This window comes from Pedobacter sp. ok626, assembly GCF_900100435.1.
Classification (GTDB): Bacteria; Bacteroidota; Bacteroidia; order Sphingobacteriales; family Sphingobacteriaceae; genus Pedobacter.
In genome coordinates this window covers 138,835-156,740 of sequence record NZ_FNEX01000004.1, presented here as the reverse complement: position 1 = coordinate 156,740, position 17,906 = coordinate 138,835, and the positions used below count along the sequence as shown (strand labels likewise).

Here is a 17,906-nt window from a genome sequence, read left to right as displayed (position 1 = left end):
TTACAATTTATAAAAGGCATTATTAATCGTACTTCAATGCCGGATAGCCTAACAACCTACGCCATAAAGCAAGCTGCCCAATAATACTGGCCTCCCTATATATCGTAAAAGAAATCATCTCATAATAGGTCATTTTCATCCCACCCATATCCATCTCACTATCCAGTTTTTCATCCGAAATGCTTACCAGGGCCTCCCGGGCAATTGGTGTAAATTTTTCCCAATCACTAATGTATTCCGAATTCGTAGGATACGTAGCATCATCCTGAATTCCCTTATAATCTTTAAACAGTTCCTCCCCCTTTTGTTTAAGCCCTGGATGTGTTTCTGTAGTCATCCAGTAGCGCTGTTGCACCAACGATCCTGTAAGCCAGGCCATATGATTTGCTTTAGTATTTAAACGGTTATGCATGTCCTCCGCTGTAATCCCATCTATTGCCCGATTAAAAAAGGTAGTTTGCATATCAAATAAGGTAAGCAATCCTTCAGTTCTTGTACTCGCTGTTTTAGTGTCCTTAAGACTCGCTTCTTTAGTTTCCATAATTTTATGATTTTAATGGTTAACATGAATCCACATCTGTTTGTTTAACCAATTTATGTACATAAAATTAAGTATTACGCTTAAGACCTTTACTGGCACAACACGACAATTAAAGGGGGCAATCACGACATCAAAAAGTCTTCAGCACATGCTACCCAGCTTATAACAAGACATTAAATAAAAATAAATAACCTGATTTTCAACCACTTAAAACATAATCTTAAATTCATTAGAATAAAGTCTAGTAAATTTATAGACTTTATATATATTTGCATTAGTAATCGCTTAAACGATGAACATATAGTCATGTGGCCGAGTGGTTAGGTAAGGGTCTGCAAAACCTTTGACGGCGGTTCGAATCCGCCCTTGACGTCCAGTACAATTTCTATATTGACTGCATTTAGATGTTTGGTTAGATCTAAGTTTTGTTTAAAAAGCCAGGTTGGATGACCTGGCTTTTTTATTTTTCATAAAACTCTATCGGCAGTTGATCTGGATCAGCAATAAAAGTAAAGCGCTTACCCGTAAACTCATCAATTCTGATAGGCTCTGCCTCCACCCCTTTACGCTCCACCCTCGCAATTACAAGCTCCAGATCATCTACTTCAAAAGCCAGATGTCTTAAACCTGCTGCTTCCGGTCGAGATGGCCTCTTCACAGGCTCAGGAAAAGAAAAAAGCTCTATTACATAAATCCCGTTCACCGCCAAATCCAGTTTATACGATTGCCTTTCAGCTCTATAAACCTCTCTTATTATGGTAAACCCTAAAACTTCAGTATAAAAAGCCTTCGAGACTTCATAATCGCTACAAATGATAGCGATGTGGTGAACCTTATTTATCATGGCACAAAATTACATATTTGTCGCATATGCACCTTGAATATGCCGTAATTACCGACGCATATTTCTGGTTATTTCAGGTAAATTTATAATCATATAACATTCTAAATATTAAGAACATGAATCAAAATGTAATCTGCTGGTTTGAAATCTATGTTAAGGACATGGAAAGAGCGAAAAAATTTTATAGTACTGTTTTAGGAACTAAATTTAGAGACATGGCTGATCCAAGTGAATCTGCAAATATGAAAATGGCATTTTTCTCTGCCCCAGAAAACCAAGGCGTATCAGGTGCCTTAATTGAGATGGCAGGAACAAAAGAAGGTGATGGTGCGTGTGTCAATACTATGGTTTATTTCCCATGTGAAGATTGTAGTGTCGAAGAAAGCCGCATAGCCAATGCAGGCGGAATGGTTAACAAGTCAAAATTCTCTATTGGCGAGTATGGATTTATCTCTGTATGTATGGATTCAGAAGGAAATCATTTCGGACTGTTTTCGATGAAATAAATGGAAATTCAGATATCGTTAATCGACAATAAAAAACAAACAAATAAGAAATAAATCGACAAAAAGATTAATTAAAGTAACAAATAGTAATAGTCCAATACCGAACAGCCACCTTGCTCCTACCCCTATTTACCCGGACATTACCCGGACATTAACCGGAGATTACCCGGATACTACGCGGGTTTGTCCGAGTAGTGTCCGTTTAACTTCTGGTTAACACCCGGTTATTAGCGGCCGATTGAGCAAATGCTATCCTAACCCCGATAAAATCCAGGTTGCCTTAATCACGAGAAATTTGATTTAAACTACTGAGAAAGGACTTTATAGATGTAGCCCTTATTGCCGGCTAACAATACCAAATTGCCTTTTTTAGATTTTTGCACCACATTAAAGCCCAGATCAGAAATATTGTACCATTTCAATCCGCCATCCTGCGAAATATCAGTCCCAGAACTGCCTATTGCCAGTAAAACTTTAGCCGTTAGATAAGCTACACCAGAGCGGTAACCACTAACAGGTGTAATCGGCTTTTTCCAGGTCTTCCCACCATCCGTGGTCAGTAAAACATTATTGGAGTTCTCCTTATCCTTCAGATAATTCCCTCCAACTACTATACCTTTGTTTTTGTTATAAAATGCCATTGAAAAAGTTCCGGCACTAGATTCACCCTGAACAATTGGGCAGGAGAATCGTTTCCAGGTATAAGCATAGTTATCGGAAAAATAAATATTAGCCACCGCACCACCGGTAGCAATCCAGGTTCTGCCACCCGGCAAGGTCTTGATCGTTGTGCCACTGGCAGCAAATCCAGCTTCACCTACAGTCATATCAAATGTCAGATTAGCCGAAATATCATTCCAGCTCTGTCCACCATCCTTTGTCCGTAGCAGTTGCATTTTATGTAAAATGGGATCACCAAAGATGATCCCATTTTTTGCATCCCAAAAATCCATTCCATCTAAAAATATGGCCGAATCCAGGTTTTTATAACGTTCCGTCCATGTTTTACCCCCATCAATGGTCAACAAAACATAGGCTGGCGAACCAGCATTTACAACAATAGCTTTCTGTTCATCAAAAGCCTCAATATCTCTGAAATCCAATTTTTCGTATCCGGCAGGCTGTGTCCAATGCCAGGTTTTACCCCCATCAATAGTTTTACCGATATACCCATTACTTCCACTTACCCAAGCCACATCTCCCGAAACAGCAGACATTCCTCTTATGCTCGTATTCGTACCTGTTGTTAAGGGTATCAGTTTATAAGTTTGTGCAAAACTTATAAACGGTAAAAAAGCCAGCCAGTAAATTAGAGATTTCATCTATTTTTTTATTCTTTTCCAGATTTCCGTTCTACCAATCAATGAGAAGCCAATATAACCTCTCATGTGTAACTCATCATTACCTTTCAAGACCATGTTACACTTATAGGTCTTACCCGATTTTGGATCATAAATGGTACCACCGGTCCATTTTCCATCTTCAAAAATAAAGTTCTTTAAAATTTCCAAACCAAGAACAGGCTTAGATCTTAGACTCTCTTCTGGATTTTTTACGTCTGTTTTAATCTCCCCCTTTTCAGTTTTAGGGTCTCTTAGCCAAACAATCTTACCGAAATATTTATCACCTTTTTTGATGATATCGATATGTGCCTCACCTAACGAGTTCGTCCATGTTCCGACAACGGCATCTTTGGTCTGGGCTAAGCCCACTAAGGAAATTGCTGTAAATAGCAATATAAATGTTAAATGCTTCATAGGTATAATTAGTGTTTATCTAAAGATACTAAATATCCCCATGAAGCATATAGTCAAAAAAATTATTTAATCGTTTCCTTTACCTCACCACAAGATAGCATACTCTCTCCGAAATAAGGATTTTTGATGTCTTTTTGATTACTCAACCAAGATGCACCTTTATCATTTAGGGCCATTGGGCAATATTCTACATATAGCTCACCCGAAGTTAAACCAGAGCTTTTTACCTTGGCAATAAAATCATTGCTTAGATCCGAAAATATAGCTCTTTGCACTTCGATATCTGTAGCAGCGCCTATCTTAGCAGCTAATGCTGTTAATCCAGCACCATTATTCAGTTGTTTCGAGCCCAACTCAATAGCATTCGCTGCAACTTTCGCCTCAACCATATCACCATTTACAAGCGCACCAGTCAAATGGATATAATGTTGATAAACAGCATTCAATTTATCGTCCTTTAAGCTCAGCCTTGCTACTGTTTTTTCAACCGTTGCACCATGACCTTCACCCGGAGCATGATTATGTCCAGCATGTGGATCTGCTTCTGCAGGTTTTTGTGTATTTCCACATGCAGCAAATAGCGTTACTGCGGCAATAGTAATTACGAAACTGGTTATTCTTCTCATCTTTCTGTTTTTTATGATTAATATTTAAGATTTCTATTTAAGCCCTTCAACAGGATTTTTACCTTTTTTAAGGATGTATTCGCTGTACAAAAGGTACGCGCCAGTTACCACAACCTGATCTCCGTTTGTCAAGCCTTCCGAAATTTCAACCTGATTATCGTTTTCTGTTCCAGTTTTTACCAATCGAGGTTCAAAGCTGTCTTTTCCAGTTTTAATCCATACATGCATACCTTTCCCATCCCTAATCACGGCATCCACCGGCAGCGTCAGCACCTTACTTTTATTTCCCGAAGGAAGAAAGACGTTTGCTTGCAAACCAGGTTGCCATTGATTTCCGGGATTGGGAATACTGCCTCTAATTTGTGTAAGTTGAGTACCCGACTGCAGGGAAGGGGTAATAAAACTAATGGTAATTTCCTGCGGTTGATCTTCCCAACCTGCAACAACAACCTTTACCTTTTGACCTTGCTTAATTTTAGCGGCTTCGGCGGGATAAACATCCGCTTCAACCCATAATTGTCCATAACCTTCTAACCTTAATATTGGGTTACCCTCTGTTACATATTGTCCCTGGGTTACCGACAATTCGGCTACTACACCACTTTCTGGTGCATAAAACACAACAAAAGGATCTTTCTTCTGCGTTTTCAGCAACTGTTGCACCTGACTTTCAGATTGTCCATACAGCAACAACTTTTGCTTGGCAGAAGCTACAATCTGGCGTTCTATTTTATCACCCTGAAATTGTTTTTCCTGAGCTACTGCCATCAGATATTCCTGTTGCAAAGTCGCCAATTGCTCTGAATAAAGTTTATACAAGGGTTGCCCCTTGCTCACTTTCACACCCGTTTCTCTTACATACAATTGCTCAATCCTACCTGCAATGCGACTAGAGATATAGCTACTTTGCTCTGGATTAACGGTTAACCTTCCATTAAGCTCCTTACCACCCGACAAGATATTTTCCCCGATCACAATCGTGGTTATATTGGCCAAGGCCTGACGTTTCTCGTCTATTTTAAGGGCTTTATCGTCGCTGTTCTTTTCAAAAGGCACCAAATCCATCCCGCAGATCGGACAAGTCCCCATCTCATGTTTAATGATTTGTGGGTGCATTGGGCAAGTAAAAGTCTGCTGTTTTTCCTTTACAGCTCCTGCTTCCGGCTTTTTCTCGTTGCTGCAGGCAGCAATAAATATCGATGGAAGTATAGCCAGTATGGCCATTCTTTTTATAAATAATTTCCGTTCCATTTCTTTAATCTAACCGTTTACAATCTTTTTAATTGCGCTTTAATGAAGCTTTCACTATCCACCAGATAAGCTGCGTTTTGGCTGATCTCCCAATTGCTGATATCTTCTTTAATTTGCACCATTCCAGCTATGGTTACTCCAGCCTTTACCGACTTAGGTAGTACCACATTGCCTTCCTTTTTAAAAACTAAAGTCTTACTGCCTAAGGATAACACCGCCGATTCTGGTAACCACCATGATGCAGCAAGCAACACAGGGATTCTAGCGGTAAGTAACTCCCCGACTCTAAAATTGGGCTTATTGAGGTATACTCTGGCAATCGTAAAATTCTCTCCATCCTTAAAAACAGGTTGAATCATACCAATAGAGGCCGTCTGGATGGTACTTTTATCAGCCGTTTTGTAAAACACAAACTTATCACCTCGTTTAACCAAGGAGGCCAAAGAAGGCTTGAGTGAAAATTCAGCAACCAGCTTATCTGCATTGTAAATGGTAAAAAGCGACTGACCAGCACTTACATATTGTCCTTCGCGCAACATTACCGGTGTACTTACCGGAGCTGCAGGTGTAGGTGCGACTGAAGCGCTAGATGGCGTCCCCATTCCACTCATACCCTCACCACCAGCTGCAGAAGCAGAAGGAGCTGCACCAGGTGTAGCCGCTACAGATTTTTCAAGAATGTATCCATCTGCATTGCTATATACCGGAATGCGATAATTCACTTTGCCTGTTTTCAACACCTGATTAATCCCTGAAGCACTCATTCCTAACAGCGTCAAACGTTGTTTTGCCCTCTCCAATAAAGTAAGGTCGGTTTCTGATCTTTTCAAAAACAACAATTCCTGTTGTGCGGCCGCCAGATCCGGAGAATAAATCTCCATAATCAACTGCCCCTTTTTAACCGGCTGATAATTGTATTTGATAAGCAAACGCTCTATTCTTCCACTAACACGACTAGCTACGCTATTTTGGTTACGAGTATCATAATTGATGATCCCTTGTGCTTCTTCCGTAAATATTTTAGTACCGTAGTCGGCCTTAATTACTGGCAACGTAGATACTACCTGCTCATTTGAAGGTTTTAGCAAATGAGAAAGGTTACTGTCAATTTTTACTACACCCGGATCTTCATGCACAGCATTTTTATCTTTTTTATTCCCAGTGCAAGCACTTATCACCAGAACACCGATCATCAGTACTGCAGCAAAGCTGTAAGCACGCAGCTTAAGTAGCTTATCGATATAGTTCTTTCTCATAATCGGCAATCATTAAATAAAGTTTCAATTTCTCGTCCAATACATTCGTCTGCATCATGGTCAGCGCCTCCCAGGAGTCAATAACTTCAGGCAGCTCCATCTTATTCTCACGGTAACTTAAAAAGTTAACATCCAGTGTTTTTTGCAGACTTGGAATAATTTTACCTTCCATAGCATCAATCCGTTTTTGCATAGACTGGATTTCGAACTGCATACCATACAACATCCCTTGAGTTTCCTGCAACATCGCCGCTTTCTCTTTGCCCATAGCCTCCACTTCGTACTGCATACCTTTTACTTCAGATTTATACATTTTCGAAGACCATGGCGCTATTGGGATACTTACCATTCCCATCACACTATAGGCTTTAGGCATCATTTTACTTAAGGGCGACATGTGGTCGAACCTTAATCTAAAATCTGGTCGGCTCTGTTTTTTCATGGCTTCAATATTCAAGTTCATGGATTGTATACTGTAATCCATCTTTTTGATATCGTTTCTAGCCATAGCCAGACTTGCCGTATCAATAGAAGTTGCTGGAACGAAAGTCGGTTTATAAGTCGTATCAATTGCAAAGGCTGAATTTCCCTTCATATTCATCAAACTATTTAACCAGGCACGAGCTCTGGCAATATCTCCTTCCTGCATCGTGATCATATTGCGGTTCTCTTCCAGCTTGGCAGCCGTTTTGTAAACACTACCCAATTTCGACTGGTTGTAAGGATACCTGATCTCTTCAATCTTTTTCATGGTCTCCATGATCTTCTGGTTTTTCTCCAGTATGCCAATCTTTTGTTGCGCAACCAACCAACCAAAGTACAAACGCTTAGCTTGTGCTTTATACTCATTTAAAGTCACCCCGCGGGTTTCATTTTCTACCTTGCCTTTCGATTCGATATATCGTTTATTCGCGTTTAACTTCACCGGATTAGGAATATCCTGTTCCAGTTGCAACATTAACGATCCTTTGTCTCTATCATCCATCACCACTTGGCCAGGATAAGGAGTCATAAAAGTACCTACACCTACCATTGGTGCCATCCAAGCCGTTGCAGCTTTGGCCGTATGCTTATAACTCTCCGCCTTTAAACCGTAAGATTGTAGCAAAAGGTTATTTTTATCTATTCTTTGCAACACCGTATCCAGTGTAAGCACGGGATTTTGTTGCTGTGCTGAAGCATAAAATGGTAGCAACAGCAATACGCTTAATATTCTTTTAATGCTGTACATCGTGCACCTCCAATTTTCCATATTTCCTTAATTCATATTCTTTGGACATCAAAAAGATCAATGGGGTAACCAACAGAATGTGTGTAGAAGAAGTCAATACCCCCCCAATCATTGGTAGTATAATCGGCTGCATTACATCTACTCCTACTCCCGAGGCCCACAATATCGGCACAAGTCCAAATAGAGACACACAAACGGTCATCAACTTTGGTCTTAATCTTTTCGCTGCACCATGAACTACATATTCTCTCAAATCCTCTTTTGTAATGGTTTCGCTTGAATTGCCTTTCAGCTTAATCAACTGCTGCATGGCATCATTTAGATAAATCACCATCACAATCCCAGTCTCTACGGCGATCCCAAACAGCGCAATAAAACCGACGGCTACGCCAACAGAAAGGTTTACGCCCCAGAAATAAATCATGTAAGCACCACCGATTAAGGCAAAAGGAACAGTAATCAGACTTAAAAAAGCTTCTCTCACAGAGTGAAAAGCAAAGTATAAGGAGAAGAAAATGATCACTAAAACAACCGGAGCAATCCACATCAACGTTTGTTTTCCACGAATCAGGTTTTCGTACTGACCACTCCACTCCAGGAAGTAACCTTCAGGAAGCACCCCTTTTTCTTTGTTCAACTTCTCCATTGCATCCTTTACCGTACTACCCAAATCCCGATCGCGCACATTAAACATCACTGCTCCACGCAAAATGGCATTATCAGAACTAATCATTGGCGGGCCATCTTCAAATTTCACATCAGCTACTGCCGATAAAGGCACTTCGCCAAATGTGGCCGACTGGATAGGAATACGCTGAATGCGTTCTACACTATTGCGATACTCCTGAGCCAAACGTACACTGATAGAGAAACGTTGTCTGCCTTCGATGGTGTTCCCAATGGTTGCACCACCTAAGGCACTTTCCACCACCTGATTTACATCGTCTACATTTAAGCCGTAACGGGCTAATTCTCCTCTTTTCACATCAATAGAAAGGTATTTTCCACCTGTAATCGGTTCAACAAACAAGTCGCTTACCCCTGGTGTACCCTCTAATGCTGCTTTTACTTTTTCCGATACTGCAGCAATGGTATCGAGATTCTGACCAAACACCTTTATCCCCACATCAGTACGGATTCCGGTAGCCAGCATATTGATCCGGTTGATGATGGGTTGTGTCCAACCATTTACCACACCTGGAATTTGTAATTTGGCATCCAGTTCATTTACAATGTCCTTTTTAGTGATGCCCTCACGCCATTCACTTTTGGGCTTTAAAGTAATGATCGTCTCGATCATACTGATCGGTGAGTTATCGGTAGCTGTATTGGCTCTACCCGCCTTTCCTAAAACCTTATCTACTTCCGGTACCGACTTAATAATCTTGTCCTGCACCTGTAAAATCCGCTTTGCTTCTGCATTAGATACATCAGGAAGCGTTACTGGCATAAACAAAATACTTTGTTCATCCAATGGCGGTATAAACTCTGTACCCAAATTTTTAAGTAAAGGAATAGTAATCAACAACGCAATCACATTAATCGCAATAGTTGTTTTTCTCCATTTCAATACCGTTCTAATCACCGGCTCATAAACCTTTTCCAATACCCTGTTTACTGGATTCGCGCTGTCTGGTTTAAACTTACCTTTCATAAAGAAAGAGATCAGTACCGGAGCTAGTGTAATCACCAACAAGGCATCTACAATCATGATAAACGTCTTGGTGTAGGCCAGCGGATGGAATAATTTACCCTCCTGTCCGGTTAACATAAATACCGGTAAAAAAGAAGTAATGATGATGACTGTTGCAAAGAACACCCCTCTTGAAACCTGCTTACTGGATTTGGTGATCACCTCAAGGCGATCTTCTTCAGAAATCCAATCCGGAGATTTTTGAAATATATTTTTAAACCACGTTATCATGATGTTGTCGTTTTATTTTGATCCTTTTCCCACAATTCGTATCGCTCTGCCAGGTGCTTATAAGCGTTCTCACTCATGATAATCCCATTATCTACAATTACCCCGATGGCTAGTGCAATACCGGTTAGCGACATAATGTTGGACGAGATCCCAAAAGCATTGAGCAGAATAAAGCTGGCCGCAATGGTAATTGGTATTTGTATAATGATGCTCAATGCACTGCGCCAGTGAAACAAGAAGATAAATACGATGATGGATACCACGATCATCTCTTCAATCAAGGTGTGTTTTATCGAGTCTATAGATTCTTTAATTAACTCGCCCCTATCATACACAATATCAAATTTCACCCCTTTAGGCAGTCCCTTCGAGACCTCCTTCATTTTGGCTTTTACCCGATCAATCACCTCTGCAGCATTCTCGCCATAGCGCATCACTACAATACCACCAGCACGTTCACCCTCGCCATCCTGATCAAATATACCCAGGCGGGTTTCTCCGGTCATCTGTACCGTTGCCAGGTCTGATATCTTTATTGGCGTACCGTTCTGGTTTTTTACTGGAATATTGGAAATCTCTTCTAATGATTTAAGGTAACCGGAGGTCTTAATGATATAACCCATATCACTCATTTCGAACTTTCGTCCACCCGATTCGTTGTTGTTGCTTCTTATCGCAGCAATTACCTGTGGCACGCTGAGCTTATAATACAGCAACTTGTTAGGATCTATGTTGATCTGGTACTGTTTCTGGAAACCACCGAAAGAGGCGATTTCACTTACACCCGGCACATTTTGCAAGGCAAACTTCACATACCAATCTTGTATAGCACGTTGCTCACCCAGATCCATATTTGGTGCATCAAGTGTATACCAGAGTACGTGTCCTACTCCAGTTCCATCTGGTCCAAGTTGCGGAGCAACACCATCAGGTAAGGTTTTGGATATGGTACTAATCCGTTCCATTACCCGCTCACGCGCCCAATATACATCTACATCATCTTCAAAGATCACATAGATGAAACTCATGCCAAACATGGAAGAACCTCTTACATACTTGATTTTAGGAATTCCCTGTAAGTTGGTGACCAATGGATAAGTAACCTGATCCTCTATTAACTGTGGCGATCTACCCATCCATTCTGTAAATACAATCACCTGGTTTTCTGAAAGATCAGGAATTGCATCTATCGGATTCTTTTGTACGGAGAATACGCCCCATACAAATAACCCGGCAGAAAGTATCAGCACAATAAATCTATTGCGCATCGACCATTCTATAATTTTATGTACCATTTATAATAACCCTCTTTCTTTTATTATTTTACTAGTGTGCTTTACTTGCTTTACCCGAACGGTCGTACTGGCAGCAATCAGGTAATTTACCATAAGCAGCTTCTGTAGCTTTTACCTTTTCAGTATCATAACCTGATGCAGCAACTTTTTGCTGTACCTGATCATTAGTGATTTTAGTAGAATCGTAACTCACGGTCAATACCTTAGTTACTTTATCCCAGTTTGCTGAGCTTACTCCTGGAACTTTAAGCGACGTTTCGATCGTCTTCTTGCACATTCCGCAATTGCCTAATACTTTGATTTTTTCTGTTTTAGATTGTGCAAATACAGCACTCCCAAGGAAAGTCAATGCGACTACCGAAAGAATTCTTAATGATTTCATCTTAATTCGTTTTTAAAGAAAATTGTTAAATAAATTGAATTGGAAGCGATCCGCATTAGGGTACTGAAAAAATCAGTATAACGGAAACTTCATGTTGCATAGCGATGCAACAAAATAAAAGAAAGAGGGTATTATATTCTGTAGGTACAGTTTTTTAGGTAGACAGGTATATACTGTCCATCAGGAGGTGCATTACTCAATGCTTCCCTGGTAATTTTTACCGGTATAGGTGCCTGATAACTAATGTATAGTTCGGGCAGTATAATGGCTTGAGAAAGTTGCTCAAATTTGTAGGCCATTTGACTGGCTTTATAAGATTTCTCAGATTTAACCTCTTGTTGAACATCCTTGCAGCATGATTTCTTTTTAGAAACCGACTTTGGCATTCCGCAGAAATCACATGCGTCTTTAGATTCCTTTTCCAGACTCCAGCTTACCAACTCTCCCATGCAATAATGAAAATGCATAGTTGCCCCACTGGAAACCCCCAGGTAAAAAATAGCAAGTATAGTTAGTAGTGTCCTTTTCATTACAAATCAAAGATTGAAAAAAGAACGGAGATATTTTTATATAATTCCGTTCTTTTTTTACATCGTGTTATTTATTGTTTTTAGTGATGTAGCTATCATGAGTTTATTTCTCCATTTTAAATGTAAACTCATGATGGTTACATCATGTTAGGATTATTACAATTCTGTAGCGATATAGCCTGCTTTTTGAAGCGTATTGACTACGGTATCTGCATCTAGCTGATCATTAGCTTCTACAGTTAGTATCTTTTCAGGATTGTCGGTATCCACCTCCCATTTAGAGATTTGAGGTAGATCGTTTAGAAAAGGAGTTACCGTTGCGATGCAACCTGAACATTTGATATTTGTTTTAAATTTTAGTGTTTCCATGATATTGTTGAATTATTAACGTTATTTATTTGAATTGTTTTATTGTCTATTATATAAGCTTTGCGAATTTTAAGCGCAAACTGTTACTCACTACCGATACCGAACTTAATGCCATTGCAGCACCTGCAATCATTGGGTTCAATAAGAATCCATTGAACGGATACAATAAGCCTGCAGCAATTGGGATCCCTATCAGGTTATAAATAAAGGCCCAGAACAAGTTTTGACGAATAGTTCTAACCGTAAGCTTCGATAAACGCAATGCTTTTGGCACTTGTTGCAAATCGGAAGATACCAATGTAATCTTTGCGACATCAATAGCGATATCCGAACCTTTACCCATGGCAATCGAAACATCTGCTTGTGCCAGAGCCTGACTGTCATTAATCCCATCGCCAATCATCGCTACCACTTTCCCTTGTGCCTGCAATTTCTTCACAAAGTCTGATTTATCAGAAGGCAGTACCTCAGCCTGAAAATGATCGATCCCGGCCTGCTTAGCTACCGAAGCTGCCGTCTGTTGATTGTCTCCAGTAAGCATATAAACCTCAATGCCTGCATTTCTTAATGCAGCAACCGCTTTGGCTGAACCTGCTTTAATCTGATCTGCGATAGATACAATAGCCAGTACTTGCGTCGCATTGGTAAAATAAATCACTGTTTGCGCCAATTGCTGAAGTTCAACCACCCTATTTTGCAAGGCTTGAGAAACCTGTACATTTAGCTCCGTAAGGATTTTATGACTTCCAGCCCAATACTTTTCACCCTCAAACTCGGCCATTACTCCTTTACCAGTCAGACTTTCAAAACCAGTTACCGCAGCACCTTTTACACCTACTTGTTTCAAGTTACGCACAATGGCTTCTGCCAATGGATGCTCCGAAGCCTGCTCCAAAGCGACTAATATTTCCTGCAATTGCAATTTATCTTTCGGCAGGTCAGCAGCCCACTCCACATGAGTTACTTCTGGTTTACCTTCGGTAATTGTTCCTGTTTTATCCAAAATCACCGCATTTACTTTATAGCCTAATTCCAGTGCTTCTGCATCTTTAATTAAAATACCATTCTCTGCACCTTTGCCAATCCCTACCATGATTGCTGTAGGCGTTGCCAAACCCAACGCACAAGGGCAGGCAATCACCAGTACAGTAACCATGGCAAGCATACCTTGGGTAAAGGCGTGTTCTCCACCAAACAGCAGCCATACTCCTAAACTGATAATGGCAATTAAAATAACTATGGGTACAAATATTCCGGCAATCTTATCTACCAATTTCTGCACCGGAGCTTTAGAGCCCTGGGCATCCTGTACTAATTTAATGATCTGGGCAAGCATAGTTTCCCCGCCGACCTTTTCTGCTTTAAATTTAAAACTTCCTTTTTGATTAATGGTCCCGGCAAACACCTTATCGCCCGCTTGTTTGGCCACAGCTACAGGCTCACCAGTAATCATACTTTCGTCTACAAATGAACTGCCTTCATACACCTCACCATCTACTGGAATCTTCTCCCCGGAACGCACCAACAATTGATCATTGAGGCGCACATCCGCAACTGGTATTTCTTTTTCACCATTTTCGGTAATCACAATTACCGTTTTCGGTTGCAAACCCATCAATTTCTTAATCGCTGAAGAAGTATTAGACTTCGCTTTCTCTTCTAACAGCTTACCCAGCATAATAAAGACAATGACTACTGCCGCGGCTTCAAAATATACATGCGGGTGTAATCCTCTACTATGCCAAAACTCTGGATTGAAAGTATTGAAAACACTAAAAAGATAAGCGATACCTGTACTTAAGGCTACCAGCGTATCCATATTGGCTTTTCCAAATTGGGCTTGTTTCCATGCATTGATGAAAAAGCTTTTCCCAAAAAAGAACAATATCGGAGTCGTTAAAGCCATCATATAGTAATTGCCATTAGGCATATCCATAAAGAACATTCCAATGATGACTACCGGAATGGCTAATATGGATGAATAAATCATCCGCTTTTTTAAAGCCTCGTAATTACTTCTCTGTGCTTCTTCCTGCAATTCTTTAGCGCCTTCCTGTTCAACGATCAGGTCGTAGCCTATTGATTGAACAGCTTTCTGTAAAGCTTCAGGTTGTATTGCATCGGGATGGTAAATTACCTTTACAGACTGAGTGGCATAGTTTACCTCTGCTTTATCAACTCCTGTTTGGGCGCCTATTATAGATTCAACGCTCACAGCACAGGCTGCACAGGTCATACCCAGCACCGGCATCGAAATTGTTTCTATATTGTTGTTCATAACTTGCTTTGTTTAATTAACAATACAAAGGTATTTGACAACAGCCTGATTAATTTACAGGATTCAGATATAAGTTTATAGAATTTTGTAAAGTGGAGTAATTTTGCTGGCCTAATAACATTTTGTTGAACCTTCCCTGTCTAATGAACAACCATATTTTATATGGATTAAACTCAATTAAACTGAGGTTTCAACTGATTTTTTTGTACCCCTCCTGTTACTATAATTAGGCTACGTAAGTTTGCTCATAACGTATTGAAAGCCAAACATGCTAGAACAAAGTACTACGACCACCAATTTTCCTCCGATAGATAATAACCAACTGACTCGCTTTATCGACCCTTACAGCGATTTTGGGTTTAAACACATTTTTGGCAAAGGGCCAAATCGCGACTTCTTGATTAAATTTCTGAACGGAGTTTTCAAAGGAAGAAAGGTAATTACTGACATTCAATACAATAATACTGAATACAAAGGCTCAGGAAAAGATTATCGGAAAACCATTTTTGATTTGTATTGCACTAGTGATAAGGGCGAAAAATTCATCATTGAAATGCAGAAAGCAAAAGTCGACAATTTTAAAGACAGAAGCATTTTTTACATGGCTAATTTGATCCAGGAGCAGGGCGTTGGTGTAATTGCCGACTGGGATTACCTATTGCCGGAAATCTACTTCCTGGCTATTATGAATTTTAAGTTTGATGATAGCCATCCGGACCATTATATACACGATGTCCGTTTGACGGAAATTAATACCAACAAAGAATTCTATCCGAAAATGGGCTATATTTTCATCGAGATGCCTAAGTTTAAGAAAAATGAAGGCCAGCTGGAAAATGAACTCGATGAATGGTTGTATATCCTAAATAATTTAAAAAGATTAGATGAAATTCCAATATCTTTGAGGGGAAGGGAAGAATATGAAAAAATATTCGAGCTAGCAGAAGTTGCCAACCTAACACCTGAAGAGATGAACGAGTATCAGCAAAGCTTAAAAATGCAACGTGACAATAATAGCGCACTCAATTACGCAAAAAAAGAAGGCGTCAATGAGGGTAAGCATAAAAAAGCAGTGGAAATGGCGCTTAAATTAAAAATAAAAGGGATATCTCTTGATGAAATCTCGGAATTAACTGATCTCTCTGTTGAAGAAATAAAATCCTTATAACTACAAAAACTGATAATCTATTTTAAATCTCTACAAACTATTTCTTGGGATATAAAATGCGAAAAGCATTAAAGATAGCTTGGTGGGTAACCGTTGCATGATCCTGTCTTCATTTAAGATTTCAGAATACAAACTATCCACATACCCTGAAACAAATTCTTTTGGTTTGTCTTTAACTTGCGCAAAAACGCCAAAAGCAATAATGGAAAATAAAAATATCAGTAATTTAGTTTTCATCGTTTTACTTAGGGTCCTTAAAAAGGTTAATTTTTAAGTTGACCTCAAAATCTCCTCCAGTACGCATCCTATCTCCTGCCAGTTGACTGGTATAAAAACACTGGATAAAGTATTTATCATAATTAACGCCTACGCCAAAAACAGAGCTCTTATCACTACGAAACATACCCATAAAATTAAGGATGTTGTTTTCAAGCTTTAGGTTTGTACCCACATCCCAAATACTTTCAATGTCTTTTGCTCCTCTGAAACTCACTTTAGGCTCTATAGATACAATATCCAGAGCAGAGCCAATTTTGTAAGACATCGCCGCAAAGTAGGTATGTCCATCTATAGTAACCAGCGGATCTTTCTGCAAAAATTTAGACAGGTTAGGCAATGCACCCTGGATGGTAAAACGATCATTCGTATAGGCAATACCAAAATCACCATCAATATAAGGCTTACGTTCGTTAAAACGTTGCGCCAAAATATCATCTGGCTCAGCAATAATCTTGTTGTTATCCAAGCTTTCTTTCATCACCCCTAGTGAAAGACCAAAATGCAAGTTCTTGTTTTCTCCATTTAATGGCAGGTGGTAAGCATAACTTCCCATTACCCGGGTACGTCCAATCAGTCCGGCTTTATCATTATAGATCAGCAGGCCCATCCCCACTTTATCGCGCTGATAATCGCCACTCACTGCCATCGTAACCGGCGAACCTTCTATACTTCTCCATTGATTACGGTAACTAAGATTCACGTTCAAGCCCTTATCCATCCCTGCAAATGCAGGATTACTCAGATATTGATTTTCATAATACTGGGTACCTAAGGGTCTGATTTGGGCCGATAGTGGGAATGCTATTCCTAATCCACTTAAAACTCCCAATGCAGCAAATAGTGCCTTATTAACTCTATTTTTCATATTCAATCCTTTCATTTTACTATTCCCTTACTATAGAGATAAATCCTGACCTTTTAGCTTTTCCTGAATCGAAATATAGGACATAGTAATAGCTATCTTCGGGAAGTGCATTTCCATTAAATGTACCACCCCAGGTATTGTCATAACCAATCATACTGAAAACTATCCTTCCTTCACGGTCGTAAATCTTCAATTCATTATTAGGATACAAATGGATGTTTTTAACAATCCAGGTATCATTTACACCATCACCATTCGGCGTAATCATATTGTTAGCGATCAGATCTGAATAAGCTTCCTTACTTGGAATTTCCAAGGTTACTGCCGTCAAATCCGACAAAGTAATCTTATCTGTAAAAAGCTGACCAACATATCGCTCATCCGGATTAGCCGCACTTTCTTTGACTAGTGTATAATCCTTATAGTTATTACTTGGCGCTTTGGAATAAGCCAATACCAGGTTTTTCCCTTCATTCCCATTGAGCTCAACATCTTCATAATTCAAGGCAAGCTCCCCAAGGAAACTCGTTGGCCTACTGAAACGATATATTCGCTGAATGCTATTGAACTTAGGCCAGATCACAGTTTGCGCTTGTTTAGTAATCAACAGGTTGTTCATCCCCCATTCCGCAGCAGGAACAAGCGTAAGCCCTTCGGTATAAAATACCGTTCCAGGTTGGACAAAGATTCCTTCAGGCCCCACTTTCAGCTGAGCCTTCAAACCAGGACTGATAAACAGCAAAAATCCAATAGCGACAGATGCGACAAGTTTTTTCATTTTTCCTAATTGTATCATTTTATTAT

19 protein-coding genes and 1 tRNA gene are annotated in these 17,906 nt (G+C 39.8%); 3 read left to right on the top strand and 17 right to left on the bottom strand.

The features are described from left to right. Positions 1 to 22: 22 nt before the first annotated feature. Positions 23 to 541, bottom strand: coding sequence for a hypothetical protein (locus BLS35_RS07165; RefSeq protein WP_090779281.1), 519 nt, complete (start codon positions 539 to 541; stop codon positions 23 to 25). A 302-nt stretch (positions 542 to 843) separates the two neighbouring features. Here BLS35_RS07165 and BLS35_RS07160 point away from each other — a divergent pair. Next, positions 844 to 917, top strand: a tRNA-Cys gene (locus BLS35_RS07160). An 84-nt stretch (positions 918 to 1,001) separates the two neighbouring features. On the opposite strand, the gene BLS35_RS07155 is transcribed toward BLS35_RS07160, so the two are convergent. Further along, positions 1,002 to 1,385, bottom strand: coding sequence for an SMU1112c/YaeR family gloxylase I-like metalloprotein (locus tag BLS35_RS07155; protein ID WP_090779279.1), 384 nt, complete (start codon positions 1,383 to 1,385; stop codon positions 1,002 to 1,004). Between the two features lie 116 nt (positions 1,386 to 1,501). On the opposite strand from BLS35_RS07155, the gene BLS35_RS07150 reads away from it, so the two are divergent. Further along, positions 1,502 to 1,891 (top strand): VOC family protein, encoded by a 390-nt coding sequence (locus BLS35_RS07150; RefSeq protein ID WP_090779276.1) that lies wholly within the window; start codon positions 1,502 to 1,504, stop codon positions 1,889 to 1,891. A gap of 305 nt (positions 1,892 to 2,196) precedes the next feature. Here the strand turns inward: BLS35_RS07150 and BLS35_RS07145 are convergent, their stop codons facing one another. The 12 genes from BLS35_RS07145 to BLS35_RS07090 all read right to left on the bottom strand — a co-directional run bounded on the left by BLS35_RS07145 (position 2,197) and on the right by BLS35_RS07090 (position 14,790). Then, the gene (locus tag BLS35_RS07145) at positions 2,197 to 3,213 is read right to left on the bottom strand and encodes a WD40/YVTN/BNR-like repeat-containing protein (protein WP_090779274.1); all 1,017 of its coding nucleotides are present in this window, start codon (positions 3,211 to 3,213) and stop codon (positions 2,197 to 2,199) included. Beyond that, the gene (locus tag BLS35_RS07140) at positions 3,214 to 3,648 is read right to left on the bottom strand and encodes a DUF2147 domain-containing protein (protein ID WP_090779273.1); all 435 of its coding nucleotides are present in this window, start codon (positions 3,646 to 3,648) and stop codon (positions 3,214 to 3,216) included. A gap of 62 nt (positions 3,649 to 3,710) precedes the next feature. Next, positions 3,711 to 4,274: a DUF3347 domain-containing protein gene (locus BLS35_RS07135; protein ID WP_090779271.1), complete on the bottom strand. Its 564-nt coding sequence runs from the start codon at positions 4,272 to 4,274 to the stop codon at positions 3,711 to 3,713. A gap of 33 nt (positions 4,275 to 4,307) precedes the next feature. After that, positions 4,308 to 5,525: an efflux RND transporter periplasmic adaptor subunit gene (locus BLS35_RS07130; protein ID WP_090779269.1), complete on the bottom strand. Its 1,218-nt coding sequence runs from the start codon at positions 5,523 to 5,525 to the stop codon at positions 4,308 to 4,310. A 17-nt stretch (positions 5,526 to 5,542) separates the two neighbouring features. Continuing rightward, positions 5,543 to 6,781 (bottom strand): efflux RND transporter periplasmic adaptor subunit, encoded by a 1,239-nt coding sequence (locus BLS35_RS07125; protein ID WP_090779267.1) that lies wholly within the window; start codon positions 6,779 to 6,781, stop codon positions 5,543 to 5,545. After that, positions 6,759 to 8,033, bottom strand: a complete 1,275-nt coding sequence (locus BLS35_RS07120; RefSeq protein WP_254778719.1) for a TolC family protein — start codon at positions 8,031 to 8,033, stop codon at positions 6,759 to 6,761. The genes BLS35_RS07125 and BLS35_RS07120 overlap by 23 nt, the downstream gene beginning before the upstream one ends. Beyond that, on the bottom strand, positions 7,999 to 9,936 hold the full coding sequence (locus BLS35_RS07115) for an efflux RND transporter permease subunit (RefSeq protein WP_090779265.1): 1,938 nt from the start codon (positions 9,934 to 9,936) through the stop codon (positions 7,999 to 8,001). Before BLS35_RS07115 ends, BLS35_RS07120 begins: the two co-directional genes overlap by 35 nt. Continuing rightward, positions 9,933 to 11,231 carry an efflux RND transporter permease subunit gene (locus BLS35_RS07110; RefSeq protein ID WP_090779263.1) on the bottom strand — a complete coding sequence of 433 codons (1,299 nt, stop codon included), beginning with the start codon at positions 11,229 to 11,231 and terminating at the stop codon, positions 9,933 to 9,935. The genes BLS35_RS07115 and BLS35_RS07110 overlap by 4 nt, the downstream gene beginning before the upstream one ends. A 31-nt stretch (positions 11,232 to 11,262) precedes the next feature. Further along, positions 11,263 to 11,613 carry a heavy-metal-associated domain-containing protein gene (locus BLS35_RS07105; protein WP_090779261.1) on the bottom strand — a complete coding sequence of 117 codons (351 nt, stop codon included), beginning with the start codon at positions 11,611 to 11,613 and terminating at the stop codon, positions 11,263 to 11,265. A 131-nt stretch (positions 11,614 to 11,744) separates the two neighbouring features. Beyond that, positions 11,745 to 12,143, bottom strand: a complete 399-nt coding sequence (locus BLS35_RS07100) for an HYC_CC_PP family protein (RefSeq protein WP_090779257.1) — start codon at positions 12,141 to 12,143, stop codon at positions 11,745 to 11,747. Positions 12,144 to 12,299: 156 nt separating this feature from the next. Continuing rightward, the gene (locus BLS35_RS07095; RefSeq protein ID WP_090779255.1) at positions 12,300 to 12,512 is read right to left on the bottom strand and encodes a heavy-metal-associated domain-containing protein; all 213 of its coding nucleotides are present in this window, start codon (positions 12,510 to 12,512) and stop codon (positions 12,300 to 12,302) included. Between the two features lie 49 nt (positions 12,513 to 12,561). After that, positions 12,562 to 14,790 carry a heavy metal translocating P-type ATPase gene (locus BLS35_RS07090; protein ID WP_090779253.1) on the bottom strand — a complete coding sequence of 743 codons (2,229 nt, stop codon included), beginning with the start codon at positions 14,788 to 14,790 and terminating at the stop codon, positions 12,562 to 12,564. 268 nt (positions 14,791 to 15,058) lie between these two features. Here BLS35_RS07090 and BLS35_RS07085 point away from each other — a divergent pair, with 268 nt between their 5' ends. Next, positions 15,059 to 15,958: an Rpn family recombination-promoting nuclease/putative transposase gene (locus tag BLS35_RS07085; RefSeq protein WP_090779251.1), complete on the top strand. Its 900-nt coding sequence runs from the start codon at positions 15,059 to 15,061 to the stop codon at positions 15,956 to 15,958. Positions 15,959 to 15,988: 30 nt separating this feature from the next. On the opposite strand, the gene BLS35_RS07080 is transcribed toward BLS35_RS07085, so the two are convergent. From BLS35_RS07080 to BLS35_RS07070, 3 genes are read right to left on the bottom strand one after another with little or no spacing between them, the layout of a single operon-like run. Next, on the bottom strand, positions 15,989 to 16,195 hold the full coding sequence (locus tag BLS35_RS07080) for a hypothetical protein (protein ID WP_090779249.1): 207 nt from the start codon (positions 16,193 to 16,195) through the stop codon (positions 15,989 to 15,991). A gap of 4 nt (positions 16,196 to 16,199) precedes the next feature. Then, positions 16,200 to 17,102: a PorP/SprF family type IX secretion system membrane protein gene (locus tag BLS35_RS07075; protein WP_090779728.1), complete on the bottom strand. Its 903-nt coding sequence runs from the start codon at positions 17,100 to 17,102 to the stop codon at positions 16,200 to 16,202. A 19-nt stretch (positions 17,103 to 17,121) separates the two neighbouring features. Further along, on the bottom strand, positions 17,122 to 17,880 hold the full coding sequence (locus BLS35_RS07070) for a gliding motility-associated C-terminal domain-containing protein (protein ID WP_165973205.1): 759 nt from the start codon (positions 17,878 to 17,880) through the stop codon (positions 17,122 to 17,124). Between the last annotated feature and the right edge of the window lie 26 nt (positions 17,881 to 17,906).

Excerpts from the sequence above, each read along its gene's own strand:
- BLS35_RS07165 (WP_090779281.1), bottom strand. The coding sequence starts at position 541 with ATGGAAACTAAAGAAGCGAGTCTTAAGGACACTAAAACAGCGAGTACA.
- BLS35_RS07155 (WP_090779279.1), bottom strand. The coding sequence starts at position 1,385 with ATGATAAATAAGGTTCACCACATCGCTATCATTTGTAGCGATTATGAA.
- BLS35_RS07150 (WP_090779276.1), top strand. The coding sequence starts at position 1,502 with ATGAATCAAAATGTAATCTGCTGGTTTGAAATCTATGTTAAGGACATG.
- BLS35_RS07145 (WP_090779274.1), bottom strand. The coding sequence starts at position 3,213 with ATGAAATCTCTAATTTACTGGCTGGCTTTTTTACCGTTTATAAGTTTT.
- BLS35_RS07140 (WP_090779273.1), bottom strand. The coding sequence starts at position 3,648 with ATGAAGCATTTAACATTTATATTGCTATTTACAGCAATTTCCTTAGTG.
- BLS35_RS07135 (WP_090779271.1), bottom strand. The coding sequence starts at position 4,274 with ATGAGAAGAATAACCAGTTTCGTAATTACTATTGCCGCAGTAACGCTA.
- BLS35_RS07130 (WP_090779269.1), bottom strand. The coding sequence starts at position 5,525 with ATGGAACGGAAATTATTTATAAAAAGAATGGCCATACTGGCTATACTT.
- BLS35_RS07125 (WP_090779267.1), bottom strand. The coding sequence starts at position 6,781 with ATGAGAAAGAACTATATCGATAAGCTACTTAAGCTGCGTGCTTACAGC.
- BLS35_RS07120 (WP_254778719.1), bottom strand. The coding sequence starts at position 8,033 with ATGGAAAATTGGAGGTGCACGATGTACAGCATTAAAAGAATATTAAGC.
- BLS35_RS07115 (WP_090779265.1), bottom strand. The coding sequence starts at position 9,936 with ATGATAACGTGGTTTAAAAATATATTTCAAAAATCTCCGGATTGGATT.
- BLS35_RS07110 (WP_090779263.1), bottom strand. The coding sequence starts at position 11,231 with ATGGTACATAAAATTATAGAATGGTCGATGCGCAATAGATTTATTGTG.
- BLS35_RS07105 (WP_090779261.1), bottom strand. The coding sequence starts at position 11,613 with ATGAAATCATTAAGAATTCTTTCGGTAGTCGCATTGACTTTCCTTGGG.
- BLS35_RS07100 (WP_090779257.1), bottom strand. The coding sequence starts at position 12,143 with ATGAAAAGGACACTACTAACTATACTTGCTATTTTTTACCTGGGGGTT.
- BLS35_RS07095 (WP_090779255.1), bottom strand. The coding sequence starts at position 12,512 with ATGGAAACACTAAAATTTAAAACAAATATCAAATGTTCAGGTTGCATC.
- BLS35_RS07090 (WP_090779253.1), bottom strand. The coding sequence starts at position 14,790 with ATGAACAACAATATAGAAACAATTTCGATGCCGGTGCTGGGTATGACC.
- BLS35_RS07085 (WP_090779251.1), top strand. The coding sequence starts at position 15,059 with ATGCTAGAACAAAGTACTACGACCACCAATTTTCCTCCGATAGATAAT.
- BLS35_RS07080 (WP_090779249.1), bottom strand. The coding sequence starts at position 16,195 with ATGAAAACTAAATTACTGATATTTTTATTTTCCATTATTGCTTTTGGC.
- BLS35_RS07075 (WP_090779728.1), bottom strand. The coding sequence starts at position 17,102 with ATGAAAAATAGAGTTAATAAGGCACTATTTGCTGCATTGGGAGTTTTA.
- BLS35_RS07070 (WP_165973205.1), bottom strand. The coding sequence starts at position 17,880 with ATGAAAAAACTTGTCGCATCTGTCGCTATTGGATTTTTGCTGTTTATC.